13 protein-coding genes and 1 pseudogene are annotated in these 12,910 nt (G+C 45.7%); 8 read left to right on the top strand and 6 right to left on the bottom strand.

Going from position 1 to position 12,910, the window contains the following annotated elements; translation table 11 throughout:
• Window positions 1–24 precede the first annotated feature (24 nt).
• Window positions 25–138: pseudogene (locus tag HPY27_RS30190) on the top strand (DUF1541 domain-containing protein); the annotation flags it as partial.
• 10 nt (window positions 139–148) lie between these two features.
• Here the strand turns inward: HPY27_RS30190 and HPY27_RS22100 are convergent.
• From HPY27_RS22100 to HPY27_RS30665, 3 genes are all read right to left on the bottom strand, one after another.
• The gene (locus tag HPY27_RS22100) at window positions 149–547 is read right to left on the bottom strand and encodes a VOC family protein (protein WP_017250575.1); all 399 of its coding nucleotides are present in this window, start codon (window positions 545–547) and stop codon (window positions 149–151) included.
• A 123-nt stretch (window positions 548–670) separates the two neighbouring features.
• On the bottom strand, window positions 671–1,234 hold the full coding sequence (locus HPY27_RS22095; protein WP_173623743.1) for a DUF4303 domain-containing protein: 564 nt from the start codon (window positions 1,232–1,234) through the stop codon (window positions 671–673).
• Window positions 1,235–1,416: 182 nt separating this feature from the next.
• Window positions 1,417–1,545 carry a DUF6609 family protein gene (locus HPY27_RS30665; protein ID WP_371814352.1) on the bottom strand — a complete coding sequence of 43 codons (129 nt, stop codon included), beginning with the start codon at window positions 1,543–1,545 and terminating at the stop codon, window positions 1,417–1,419.
• 148 nt (window positions 1,546–1,693) lie between these two features.
• On the opposite strand from HPY27_RS30665, the gene HPY27_RS22090 reads away from it, so the two are divergent.
• Window positions 1,694–2,626 (top strand): aldo/keto reductase, encoded by a 933-nt coding sequence (locus tag HPY27_RS22090; protein ID WP_174225961.1) that lies wholly within the window; start codon window positions 1,694–1,696, stop codon window positions 2,624–2,626.
• Between the two features lie 112 nt (window positions 2,627–2,738).
• Here HPY27_RS22090 and HPY27_RS22085 read toward each other — a convergent pair whose 3' ends face one another.
• Window positions 2,739–3,296, bottom strand: coding sequence for a TetR/AcrR family transcriptional regulator (locus HPY27_RS22085; RefSeq protein WP_174225960.1), 558 nt, complete (start codon window positions 3,294–3,296; stop codon window positions 2,739–2,741).
• Window positions 3,297–3,469: 173 nt separating this feature from the next.
• Between HPY27_RS22085 and HPY27_RS22080 the strand changes: the two genes are divergently transcribed.
• Window positions 3,470–4,450 carry an NADP-dependent oxidoreductase gene (locus HPY27_RS22080; RefSeq protein ID WP_174225959.1) on the top strand — a complete coding sequence of 327 codons (981 nt, stop codon included), beginning with the start codon at window positions 3,470–3,472 and terminating at the stop codon, window positions 4,448–4,450.
• Between the two features lie 280 nt (window positions 4,451–4,730).
• On the opposite strand, the gene HPY27_RS22075 is transcribed toward HPY27_RS22080, so the two are convergent.
• The gene (locus tag HPY27_RS22075; RefSeq protein ID WP_174225958.1) at window positions 4,731–5,567 is read right to left on the bottom strand and encodes an MBL fold metallo-hydrolase; all 837 of its coding nucleotides are present in this window, start codon (window positions 5,565–5,567) and stop codon (window positions 4,731–4,733) included.
• 203 nt (window positions 5,568–5,770) lie between these two features.
• Here HPY27_RS22075 and HPY27_RS22070 point away from each other — a divergent pair, with 203 nt between their 5' ends.
• From HPY27_RS22070 to HPY27_RS22055, 4 genes are all read left to right on the top strand, one after another.
• Window positions 5,771–6,883 (top strand): M48 family metallopeptidase, encoded by a 1,113-nt coding sequence (locus tag HPY27_RS22070; protein ID WP_174225957.1) that lies wholly within the window; start codon window positions 5,771–5,773, stop codon window positions 6,881–6,883.
• A 327-nt stretch (window positions 6,884–7,210) separates the two neighbouring features.
• Entirely contained in the window at window positions 7,211–8,521 is a 1,311-nt protein-coding gene (locus HPY27_RS22065; RefSeq protein ID WP_174225956.1) for a CitMHS family transporter, read from the top strand.
• Window positions 8,522–8,623: 102 nt separating this feature from the next.
• The gene (locus tag HPY27_RS22060) at window positions 8,624–10,255 is read left to right on the top strand and encodes an ATP-binding protein (RefSeq protein ID WP_483296517.1); all 1,632 of its coding nucleotides are present in this window, start codon (window positions 8,624–8,626) and stop codon (window positions 10,253–10,255) included.
• On the top strand, window positions 10,233–10,931 hold the full coding sequence (locus tag HPY27_RS22055; RefSeq protein ID WP_017250566.1) for a response regulator: 699 nt from the start codon (window positions 10,233–10,235) through the stop codon (window positions 10,929–10,931). The genes HPY27_RS22060 and HPY27_RS22055 overlap by 23 nt, the downstream gene beginning before the upstream one ends.
• A gap of 353 nt (window positions 10,932–11,284) precedes the next feature.
• Here HPY27_RS22055 and trmB read toward each other — a convergent pair whose 3' ends face one another.
• Complete coding sequence (trmB, locus tag HPY27_RS22050) at window positions 11,285–11,929, bottom strand: tRNA (guanosine(46)-N7)-methyltransferase TrmB (protein WP_017250565.1); 645 nt, start codon at window positions 11,927–11,929, stop codon at window positions 11,285–11,287.
• A gap of 449 nt (window positions 11,930–12,378) precedes the next feature.
• On the opposite strand from trmB, the gene HPY27_RS22045 reads away from it, so the two are divergent.
• Entirely contained in the window at window positions 12,379–12,879 is a 501-nt protein-coding gene (locus tag HPY27_RS22045) for a C40 family peptidase (RefSeq protein WP_174225954.1), read from the top strand.
• Window positions 12,880–12,910 lie beyond the last annotated feature (31 nt).

Below are 12,910 nucleotides of genomic sequence, written 5' to 3'. Positions count from 1 at the left end.
TTCTTTTTCTTTTCAAAAGCTGGGTCTATTGATCCAGCCGAGCAAACCACTGTCTATATGCTGGACTACACGCCGACAACGGGCGGAGAAGTCATGAAAAACCATAAATGGTTCGTAGGCAGCGAGCTATCCGCTAAAGAAGAGAATTTCAACAACATATTTGTTTCGCGATCTCCCAGGCATGTCCTGCCGGATCGACGAATGAAGCCGTTCGCACTCCCCACGGCCGGTCGATCGGACCGTTCAGTAGAGCAACCCCACGTTTTTTCAATTCTTCACAGGCCTCATCCACGTCATCGACCCAGATGGTGAGTAGGAAACGGAATCCGGATTCACGCGTTGCGACTGTTCCCGGTTTCATCAATTCGTGTGACTCGGAAATATCTAAAAGGTTCACGCTCATATTCCCGAAGTTAAACACCGACGAGACCTCGTCTTCATATACGGCTTGAAATCCGAATACTTCCTGATAGAACGCCTTCACCTTTTGAAAATCCTCAACAAACAGCGTAATGACATCCACATTCCTAGATCCTAAACTCTCCATATGTACACCCTGCTTTCCGCTTGTAAATGGTTGTCATTCATTCCATCATAGCAAATATGAAAATTGATATTTCTTATGAATTGCTTTCTTTTCACTAAATCAATGGAGGCAGGTCTTTTGGGGCTAATCGCTCCATTCTTTCACATAAGCCGCGCATTCCTTTCGGATGGTGTCGTCGGCATTCAGCCTTCGAATCATCCGCATATACGAATCTGTCTCGAACTCATAGTCGGAAACTGCGAACAAGACGATGATGTCGCGACCAACAGCACCGGAAAAGATGCCCGAGCGTACCAGTTCTTCCAGCGCCTCGATACACGTTTCGTACAACGCCTCCCGAAACGCAACGAAACGGCCGCTTTCATGCCTTGCCGAGGGCTCCTCAGTCAGGATGAAACTTCGCAACTTCGCGCAAATCGCACCGAAGGCCTCCTCAGACCCTTGACCTTCGAACCTCCATTCCGCAGGCTCGTATTTGAAATACAGCGCATGTTCCGGATCGCTCTCGACAATACCATCAAGATGCGCTTTCGTATTGACAGCAGGACATACCGTCATGGCGCCTTCGTCGCTGTACAACGCAAAGGCGATTACCCTATCGTCCTGGCACGTCTTATTCATCTCGTCAAAGGCCTGCATTGCCGCCGTTTTAATTTCTTGCTTCAGCAATGGGAAATCGAAATCCATCGGGGCAACTCCTTCCTCACTGTAGGGAATAGTTCGCGGGTCGGCCATGGATCGACGAACCGCCGCAATATATCGTTTATAGCAGAGCCGTTGTTCGGACAAGAGGTTATTCTCATCCTCGGCATAGGTCGAGCGGCAGCATGCCTGTCCTCGTTATCGAACCCGATCGTAACAATAAAATACTAAAATAGCATTTTTAGTGAAACATCCACATATGCAAATACATGAAAATCAATAGTTGGATTCATTTTTCCGATGAAGGCATTTAAGGACACTAGTGTTGCTAAAGGCAACATAATTTTCCCATGCACCAGGGCAAAGGGCTATTTTTATGCAAATATTCAAAAAATCATTTTGCACTTGAAACTTACGTAACGTAATGAATTATGATGTAGATACTGGTAAAAACCTCGCGCGAAAACGTACGCTAAGCTTAAAAATGAGAGGGAGTTGAAGAGAATGACGAAACAAACACGAATTGGTAAAACAGATTTAATTGTCAATCCAATCGGACTTGGAACAAGCGCTGTAGGTGGCCACAATATTTATCCTAATTTAAATGAAGAAGTAGGAAAAGATTTGATGCGGGCTGCGATCAACCATGGAGTGAATTTTTTAGATACAGCGTTTTTTTATGGAACAGGACGTTCAGAGGAGCTAATAGGTGAAGTGATAAAAGAAGCAGGAAAGCGTCATGAACATATCCTTGCAACAAAAGGTGGCCTTACACTTGTCGGCAATGATGTTACCATGGATAATTCGCCTGCTTATTTAAAACAAGCCGTTGAAGATAGTTTGAAAAGGCTACAAACAGATTACATAGATTTATTTTATATTCATGCTCCAGATGAGGATACACCAAAAGATGAGGCGGTTGGAGTCTTAAAACAGCTAAAAGACGAAGGTAAAATTAGAGCAATTGGCGTTTCTAACTTCTCACTGGAACAATTGAAAGAAGCAAATAAGGATGGTTATGTCGAGGTATTACAGGGAAACTACAATTTGCTGCAGCGTGAAGCGGAACAAGAATTCTTTCCATATACGACAGAGAATAATATCTCGTTTATTCCATACTTTCCACTAGCATCAGGCTTGCTTGCCGGTAAATACAATAAAGATATGGCATTCAATGATCTACGCAAAGATATGCCTCACTTCCAGGGCGATAAATTCAAAAAAAATCTAGAAAAGGTAGAGCAGCTCCGTAAAATTGCAAATAATAAAAATGCCGAAGTTGCTCATATAGTCCTTGCTTGGTATTTAACACATGATTCAATTGATGTTGTCATTCCCGGGGCACAAAGAGCAGAGCAAGTGCTGGATAATTTAAAAACAGTAGACGTCCACCTGACAGAAGAAGAAATCAACGAAATTGATCGTATTTTTAAATAGGTTCTCTGTGGCGAACCCTCGTACTACTGCCCTTTCGTATTATGAGGTTAGCTAGTTTAAAGCCTTTATTTTCACTGTCTATTAATTTATTTTTCTAATTTTAATACGCTATTTATTCGAACATTTGCAATTGAATTCGGTTCAGCAAATTCCAATATTGTTCAACCATGACCGATGCCGGATACGGCATCGAATGGGTAATCCACCATTCCAATACACCCACTCCCGCTGAAATTAAAAATTGCACCGTAATATCCTTGTTCAATTTCCGATCGAGATTGATCGAATCCAGATGCTCGCTCAGACTTTGCCGGAACATTGTCTCCATTTGGCTTCGGAAAACCGCGTTACCCTTGCTCTTCAGCATTATGGAATAGAAAGAAGCATGCTGCTCCAAATATTCAAACGTGCGCTGTAGCGCGGTTTTGGAAGTGAGATGAACCACCCCCTCTTCAGGCATACAATTCCGCAGTAACTGGTTAATTTGATCTTCCATACATTGATCGAGTAGATCGTACTTATCAGCGAAATGCAAATACACTGTTCCTCGATTGACATTCGCTTCCTCCGCAATTTGATTGACCGTCATGCTCTCGAAGTCCTTTTCTGACATTAGCCTCATAAAAGCATTCATAATCGCTTGCCTCGATTTTTGAATACGTCTGTCCATATCTTTCTCCCCTTTAACCTATATAAAATGAACATATTGAAGCCCTCTGTTGAAAAATCAACAACCGGGCTTGTTTTAACCATTGGACATCATCTATCGCTCTGATACGTTTTTACTATATAAAACACATGTTGAAAATTCAACTTGTGTTCAATTTAAGAGGAGGTATAATCATGAAAGCTATTGCTTTGACAAGCTTTGGAATCCCCGAAGTACTAGAGGAACTGGAAGTGCCAGTTCCCACACTCACCGATACACAAGTTCTAGTCGAAATGCGCGCCTCTTCCATTAATCCTGCGGATATTCTAATGCGCAGCGGCGCGATTCTTCAGAGTCCGATAGCTGATAAATTTCCGGCTCAACTACCGATCGTTCTTGGTTTTGATGTAGCCGGCATCGTAAAAGAGGTTGGCGAAAAAGTGCGTCATTTCAAGTCGGGGGATCGTGTCATGGGCTTGGTTCCGATGGGTTCCTACATGGACTACGTTGCGGTGGAGGAAGATCATCTAGCTGTTATCCCAGAGAGTCTTTCCTTCGAAGAGGCAGGCGCCGCGCCTGCGGTTGCCCTGACAGCTTGGCAAGCGCTGTTTGAGCATGGCCGTCTCCAACCGAGACAACGTATCCTTGTTCATGCTGGTGCCGGAGGTGTGGGACATGCAGCGGTCCAGTTGGCCAAGCAACATGGAGCATATGTTATCGCAACCGCGAGGGACTATAATCATGATTTCGTCAAAGGACTCGGTGCGGACGAGGTGTTCGACTACACGAAAGTCGACTTTGCCGCCCAAATAACCGATCCTATCGATATCGTGGTTGATTCCGCTATGGACCCATCCACAATCGGTACCGGGCTACCAGGAGATCGGGGAGAGAAAAACTACTCGGTCATCAAGGATGGCGGCTCCTATATTTCAGTGGCGACATTTGCGATCAATCAATATCCAAAGGTCCGGGGCATTGACGCGCATTTCTTCCATGCAAGACCCAACCGTGCCGATTTTGATTCTATTGTTCGCCATATGCAAAAGAACAAGTTGAGTATCCACATCAATGAGACCTATCCCTTTACTGCTCAGGGCCTGCTTCAGGCGTACCGCAAAAGCGAAGAGCTGCCGAAACGGGGGAAAATCGTCATATCGAAAAGCATGTGGTAAACATCTTGCTTAGTGAAATGGGATGTCTCAAAAGTAAGTTTGCGCACTTGACGGATAGCTTGCCTGATCAAATCATTTTGCAAAAATAAAGCAATGGCGGTGCTGGGTTCCCCCTCACTGCCATTGCTTGTTTCCGTCTTCTTGAGCAGATAATATTACGATTACAGCTCTTGAAATGTTGCGTTAATCTGCCCTTTAGCGCAGATCGGCTGCCGATCTATACTGGCAGCCGCGTTTTAGTTATTTATTAAGCTATCGAAACCCGTTAGCTCAATGAGTCTCATCTAAATTCAAGAGTTAAACCCACTCCAACCTCCATTACATTCGCTACATCTGATAATGCAATTTTCGATTTCAAATCTGTACAATGACAAGCATGTAAATATTTCGGTTTGACAGTCTGAAAATATTCCACGGTTTCATTCATCTGATATTCTCCAGGGTTTAGCAGATGAAATCCTCCGATTATATCGAGAATTCTATCGTCTCCACAAACTTTTTTGGCATATTCAATGGTATTGCAGATTCCTGAGTGTGAACATGCAACAATTATGACAAGTCCGTTTTCAGCTTTATAAACCAGTGCAGAATCATCCAGCAGGTAGTCCTCTGAGATTTCGCCATCTCTTGCAATATGTCCAATAGCGTTATCCGCTTCAAAAGGCATAGTCCTTTCAATTTCACCTAAGAAGACCAACTTCTCCGTCAGCCACAACGGCTTTTTGGTGTATTCCAATTTAAAATGCCTACTGATTTTCTCAGCAGATAGCAAACTCCCTATTTCTTCACCATTCAAGAGTTTGCTGTAGAATACATCGGGATGAGCAATAATGGTTGGGAGTCTGAATTCTAATTGTTCAAGTTTCGCTTCAGAAAACATTCGAATGAGCGGATCTAATCCCCAGGTATGATCGCTATGTCCATGTGACAGCGCAACGTAATCAAGTTTTCTCAAATCAATTCTCATCTTTTCTGAATTGCGAATGAACGCATCTGAGTATCCTACGTCGAACAGTATCCTCATATCTTCATCTTCGATTAAATAAGAAACAGCTGGCTCACCAACAAAGTAGCGGTCGATGTAAGTGTTATTATCAACCAGCACAGTTAATTTCATTGAGATATCCTCCTCTTCATGTCATAAAGATCTAATGCCCTCCACAAAACCAAGCAATTATATTATACCGAAATTTCTGTCACTACATTTCATTCAACACTACATACCTTATCCCAATTGCCGGGTGGATTATATTTCCAAACTATCTTATCAGGAACAGTTACTCGTGGTAGAATGCTGTCAGACAGCGCCTTGAGAGGAAAATGCGTGATACATACGGTCAAGCCTTGTTCAAAGAGCTAAAGGGCCGCACCGAGCTCGTAACCAAACAGGGGGTGAGCGAGAGAGTGGCATCCGCGTACTCACTCGTCGTAATCGGATGTTCCGTTGCAGGCTTTCTCTTTTCTTTGTACGGACTTGTCGCCTGGTATAGCAGCCCCTTTATCCTCATAAGCTGTCTGCTAGTCCTCCTGTTCGCATGGTTGTCGCGGCCTCGACCCCATCCGTTTCCGAAAATGACCATTCTTTTGAATGCTGATGAACACCCAACCACCATGAAGATATTTGAAACCGTGGCGCAAAAGATGGGGGTCGAAAAAAGAATACAGTTCGCGCTCTCTCCTTACTTTGAGGCGTATACCAGTGAATATGGATGGCGCAGAAGGCGGGTGGTTGTCATCGGTTATCCACTATTGTTTGCGTGCACACCGGGAGAGTTGACCGCATTGCTTGCCCATGAGCTGGCTCATTGCCGTAACAATGACATTAGGCGGAGCGCTCTGGTATCGCATGCACAGCGTATTCTCCTGAATTGGTGCGATTTGCTTGACCCAATCCAAGACGAGGATGATGAATACCATTTTTCATTCATCGCCACGTTCAGCAGAGGCATCATGCGGCTTCTACTTTGGATTCCCTATCGTTTGCTGGCTGTTCTCATTCATCTTTATTGGAATCAGAGTCAACGTGCTGAATATGAGGCGGATCGTATGGCGGCTCAGCTTGCAGGCAGCCAGCATCTCATTTCCCTGTTGCAGATCATCCACATGAACGACGTGGTGGAGCCACTGATCGCAAGACATTCTTTGCAAAAGCAAAGTATGACACTGGGTCAGCACTTGCATGAGACTTTTTCTAAGCTGCCTGGAAAGGAAAAAATGCGCATAGTGCGCATCCTGGAAAGAAGTCAACAAAGCATGGACACGACACACCCTGCGACTCATATGCGGATCGCCATGCTGCTGCATCAAGATGCTCCTCCTGCTTATAAGATATCCGATTGGGAATACAACCGGATATGCCAGGACATGACCGACCACCTACAGGAAAAAATGGAGCATCGAATCATAGATGACTATCGCGCCAAGCTCGTTTAATTTGACGGACGAAAAGGCCTTGCCTGGGAGCTCTTCTCTCTTAGGCGGGGCCTTTTTTTATCAGTCTACAACTATATTTTCACAGTCTAACACATGATTTTCAGTGAACAATGGCCTCTTTTTTATGTACTTGCATGGCCGATCACCATATGCGCATGTCGTAATTTTTATGATGTTAATAGAGGAAATGCGGTTAAAACAGTTTATGCGCATATTCTATTCGGATTTTTACGAACATTGTTATAATGACAGCACAATATGAAAGCGCATTCGTAATGGTTGCTACAACATCATTGTAAGCGCATTCTTGCAAGGGGGAACTAGCGTATGCTGGCATTACTTGGATTTCTCATGGTAGCCGTTTTCATGTACTTGATTATGTCGAGACGGCTTTCGGCATTGGTTGCTTTGATTGTTGTTCCTGTTATTTTTGCGTTAATTAGCGGATTTGGTACGACAGAAATTGGCGACATGATGCTTGCAGGTATCAAGAAAATTGCGCCTACGGGAATTATGCTGTTGTTCGCCATTCTATACTTTGGAGTCATGATGGATGCGGGTCTGTTTGATCCATTAATTAAGAAAATCGTGAAAATGGTGAAGGGTGACCCACTGAAGGTGATTGTAGGTACAGCGATTCTCGCTACCTTGGTCGCATTGGATGGAGATGGAACCACGACGTATATGATTACAGTTACCGCGATGCTGCCTTTGTATCGCAAGCTGGGAATTAGACCGATGATTTTGGCAGTCATGCCGATGCTCGCACTCGGTGTCATGAACATGACGCCTTGGGGTGGACCGACAGCACGTGTCATGAGTGTACTCCATATGGATGTTTCTGAGATTTTCGTTCCTGTTATTCCTGTGATGATTGGCGGAATTGCGTGGGTTATGATCGTAGCCTGTATTTTGGGCAAACAAGAGCGCAAGCGTCTGGGGATTATTGAGATACCAGATGAAGATTTGCAATCGCTTGCAGGACAAGAAGTAGCGGCTACGGATGAGACTGCTGCACTGAAACGTCCGCGCCTGATCTGGTTCAATCTGTTGTTGACAGCAGCCCTGATGGTCGGTCTGATTACGAGCTTCTTGCCACTGCCGACGATGTTCATGCTCGCTTTTGCCATAGCCCTGTTTATTAACTACCCGAAAATGCAAGATCAGAAAGAGCGGATTGCATCCCACGCAGCTAACGCACTGGCTACGGTATCCATGGTTTTCGCTGCGGGAATCTTTACAGGCATCTTGACTGAAACGAAAATGATCGATGCGATGGCGAGCACACTCGTTTCCTGGATTCCAGATTCACTTGGTTCTCATATGCCTCTACTCGTGGCGCTGACAAGCATGCCATTCACGTATTTCATGTCTAACGATGCGTATTACTTCGGGATCGTTCCCATCCTAGCAAATGCAGCAGCAGCTTACGGAATCGATCCAGCGGAAATTGGTCGCGCTTCCATCCTGGGTCAACCGCTGCATGTACTCAGCCCGTTGTTTGCAGCACAGTACCTGTTGATCGGAATGGTTGGGGTCGATTATGCGGAAACCCAAAAGTTCATCCTGAAATGGGCGTTTGGAACATCGATCGTGATGATTGCGCTTGCTCTTCTTACCGGAGTCATCTCATTCTAGTCAACTATAAGAAGGAAGAAATAAGAAAAGAGGCCTGTTCATGGCCTCTTTTTTCGTCATCGAGCGAAATGAGATACAATGAGAAGAAGAGGAGGGAACGATGTGCGTTTTCACAGCAAGCTAATGTTGATTATTTGCTCGCTCCTTTTTGGTGTGACGGTCATACTCGGTACGATGTTTGAACAGATGCTGGCGGGCGTATTAGAGCATGAGATCGGGACGCGCGCGCTGCATACCGCCAAGACCGTCGCGCAGATGTCCGAGATCAAACAGGCGTTTGACGCAGAAGATCCTGCCAAGATTATCAATCCAATCGTGGAAAAAATACGCGTTGACACGAATGCGGCTTTTATCACAGTGGGAAATTTGCAAAGCATCCGCTATTCACATCCTGATCTAGAGCAGATTGGCAAAAAGATGGTGGGAGGCGACAATGAGGCAGTATTTGAGGGGCAATCCATCATCTCTGAGACAGTCGGTTCGCTTGGCCCCGGACTCAGAGGAAAGACACCGATCTATGATGAGGAAGGAAAGGTGATGGGGGTCGTTTCTGTCGGCTTTTTGTTTGAGGATATAAATGAAACGATTGAATCATATCGCAATCGAATCTTCGTCATCGGCATCGTCACCTTGCTCTTGGGTGTGGTGGCTACGCTCATTCTTTCACAGAATGTAAAGAAAGCGATATTTGGTTTGGAGCCTGAACAAATCGGGCGATTGTATCAGGAAAATCAAGCCGTGTTGGAATCGATTCGTGAAGGCATTGTGGCGATCAATAAGGAAGGGGCGATCACGCTCGCGAATCAGACGGCTCTCCATATGCTGGGGCAAGCGAAGGATAAAGACAGTATCATGGACAAACAGGACGAGCTGGTTCGTTCGCTGGGCCTTCATGAGGTGATTGAGACTGGGAAAGCCGAATTTGACCGCGAAACGAATGTGGACGAGCACGTATTAGTCGTGAACCGCGTCCCGATTATGGATAAGGAGCGCCATGTTATAGGCGCGGTAGCGAGCTTTCGCAATCGGTCCGAGCTGTTCGAGGTCACACAGGAGCTGTCACGGGTAAAGGAGTACGCGGAAGTCCTTCGTTCCCAGACGCACGAGTATTCCAACAAACTGCATCTCATATCAGGACTCATCCAGCTTGAATCGTATCAGGAAGCCATTGAAACGATTTCTTCTGAGCTAAATGTGCATGTCCACAATACGACGTTTATTATGCAAGAAGTCCCCGACCCACTGATAGGTGGCTTGTTGCTTGGGAAGCTGAATCAAGCCAACGAGCGCAAAGTGGAATTGAAAATAGATCCGGAAAGCAACTTCCGCGACATTCCTGCCTCGATTGATCGCTCACAGCTGATTGTCATTCTCGGCAATTTGATAGATAATGCGATGGACGCTGTAAAAGCTCCAGGTGCATTTGCACCAGAAATCACGATCTTTTTGCTCAATATGGAAGAAGTCTTGCTCATAGAGGTAGAGGACCTGGGACCAGGCATCTCCGAAGAAAATGCTGAACGAATCTTTGAGCTGGGCTTCTCTACCAAACAGCAGCCGAATCATGGCTACGGACTGCACTTAGTCAAACAAGCTGTTTTACATGTACACGGCAATATTACACATACGGGAAATCCGGTAGGCGGAACGATTTTTACTGTGACGATACCAAAGGACGCACGCACGGCAGAACGGAAGGAGGCCGTTATTGATGATTCGGGTACTCATTATTGAAGACGACCTGAGAATCGCAGAGGTAAACCGACGCTTCGTGGAAAAAGTGGAGGGATACGAGGTGATTGGCATTGCCACGAATGGGCAAGAGGCCAAGGACCAAATGGAAATTTTGCAGCCTGATCTCGTGTTGCTCGACATTTATTTTCCGGATATGGACGGCCTTGATTTTTTGTCGATCATAAAGGAGCAGTTCCCTACAACGGATGTCATCATGCTGACAGCAGCCAAAGAAGTGGATGCGGTCGTAGAGGCGATCCGCTATGGCGTATTCGATTTTATTACCAAGCCACTTATCTTTGCACGCCTGCAACAAACGTTACGGAATTATCAGGAGTTCAGGCAAAAGGTGAGTGATTGGAAAAAAGACACCGATCAGATCAGTCAAGCCCAAATCGATGAGCTCATTACCCGGACGGGACAAAAGAAGGCAACCGAGACAAGGGCAGTCAAAGGAATTGATCAAATTACGTTGGACAAGATTTCAGGCTTTCTCATGCAGATACAGGAGGCTACGACGGATTTGGTCAGCAAAGAAACAGGCATTAGCCGTTCAACAGCAAGGCGATACCTAGAATATTTAGTAGCTAAAGGAGACGCTATCGCAGACCTTTCGTACGGTGTCGTCGGACGACCAGAGCGCGTATACAAGAGCGTCGGGCGGCAAAAAGAATAATAAAAACCCTCCGTTCTCACAAGTAAGGTTCAAAGCCTACTTGAGAGTTCGGAGGGTTTTTTTATGCATAATAATGATTTCTGTTAAGCATTTAAAAGGTTCCGACGAACCAACAAAGCTGGCGAGCAGAAAAAGCACAGATCTCGCAGACCTTGACAACGCCTACCCAGTCGGAACTTCAAAAAGGGGACCACGCTTGTCGAACACTTGAAACTTCCGCCCGTAGGGTGGCTTTGGCTCGACGGTCCCCTTTTTGAAATGGAGACGGCCAGTCAATCCCCCATGCTGGCGTGTCAGAGTCGAAGAGAACTGTGCTTTTTCTTCTCCTCCCCTATGTTGACTCAAACCAGGGTCTACTTAATCACACAGCTCGCTTCCACCCGATAAATGCGCTGCCCACGAGAAGAAAAGCGCTCCTCGTACTCCGTCATTACATTATCTGCCGCCAACTTGGACTGGTGCAGGTCAAAGGTGATATTGCGCATCTGGAAGCGTTCCGCAGCGAATTGGTTGAGTGAAAACTCAAAAAGGTTCTCGTTGTCTGTCTTCATATGAATCTCGCCGTCTGCTACAAGTACCTGACGATAGGTGTTCAAGAAGTTTTTGTAAGTAAGGCGGCGTTTCGCATGACGGGTTTTTGGCCACGGATCACTAAAGTTCAGATAGATGCGAGAAATTTCATGATCGGCAAACAACTCGGTCAACTTGGAAGCGTCGTACTGGACAAAGGCCAGATTCGGAACCGCTTTGTACTCCGTACGCTGGACAGCGCGCAGAACGACCTCCGCCTTCAGTTCAACCGCAATGAAATTGATGTCAGGGTGACGCTCGGCCAGTGTATTAATGAAGCGTCCTTTTCCACAGCCGATCTCCACATGAATCGGATTGTTATTCCCGAAGCGTTCCTTCCAATTTCCTTTATAGGAAAGGGGATTGTCTACGAACGTCGGATATTCTCTCAGGGCCGCTTCGGCACCTGGAATGTTACGCAGTCGCATATGTGCCTCCTTCAAAACGAACTCCTATCTACTTTACGATGACTCCCTGCTAGTTGCAAGTAGAGAGAGAAGAAAGGAAAGAGAGATTCCAAATGCAGATTACGTGAAAAAGGAGGGAAAAGGGGTTTTTTGTAAATGGAACTAGGACGAAAGTCACATGGGACGCGGATTTTAACAAATGGGGGCTGGATAAATTTTGCCAATTTGAGAGGGACATTATGGTAAGGAAATAGACTGAAAATTTGAGGAATGCCTGTTAAATCAAGCGCGAAGGCGTCAAGCGGTAATCGTATCCAGTTGGAAAAATAGTTTTTGGTAAGTTTTTGGTAATTTCATAGAGGGTGGGCTTTGGTAAAGTAGAGAACAAGTGAGAAGTCAGCCAAACTTTGCATAAAATGGTCCCTTGTTGAGCAGGGATCTTTTTCACAAGAAAAGGGAGGATGAACAGCATGAAATTACATAAAGCCCTCATAGGAATCGTAATGGGAGTAGCATTGGGAGTCACAGCGATTGTCGCTCCAATGCCAGGGGAGCAAAATGTAGCCGAGGCTGCGTGGACGCAATCCAAGGCGGACAAGGTCATTGCCACGGGAAGAAAGTATATGGGTACGCCTTATAAATTCGGTGCGAGCAGTAATACCACAGCCGTATTTGATTGCTCTTCCTTTACACAGCGCGTATTGAAAGTCGCAGTTGGCAAGAGCATACCACGCACTTCTCGCGATCAAGCCAAGGTAGGAACGAGTGTGTCCAAGTCGAACCTGAAAAAAGGAGACCTGGTGTTCTTCAAGGCGAGTACAACGACGACGTCCAAACGGATTACACACGTGGCGATTTATGCAGGCAACAATAAACTCTTACATACATATGGAAAACCAGGAGTGACGTATTCGACCTTTAAAGGCACGTCCTGGGAGAAGCGCTTCGTTTCGGCACGGCGAGTCTTGTAATCTACTTGTTTGGCTCTCTACTTACTAATAC

The organism is Brevibacillus sp. HB1.1 (assembly GCF_013332445.1).
GTDB lineage: Bacteria > Bacillota > Bacilli > Brevibacillales > Brevibacillaceae > Brevibacillus > Brevibacillus porteri.
Note: the sequence above shows the minus strand (reverse complement) of the source record. Positions and strands in the feature narration are given on the sequence as shown.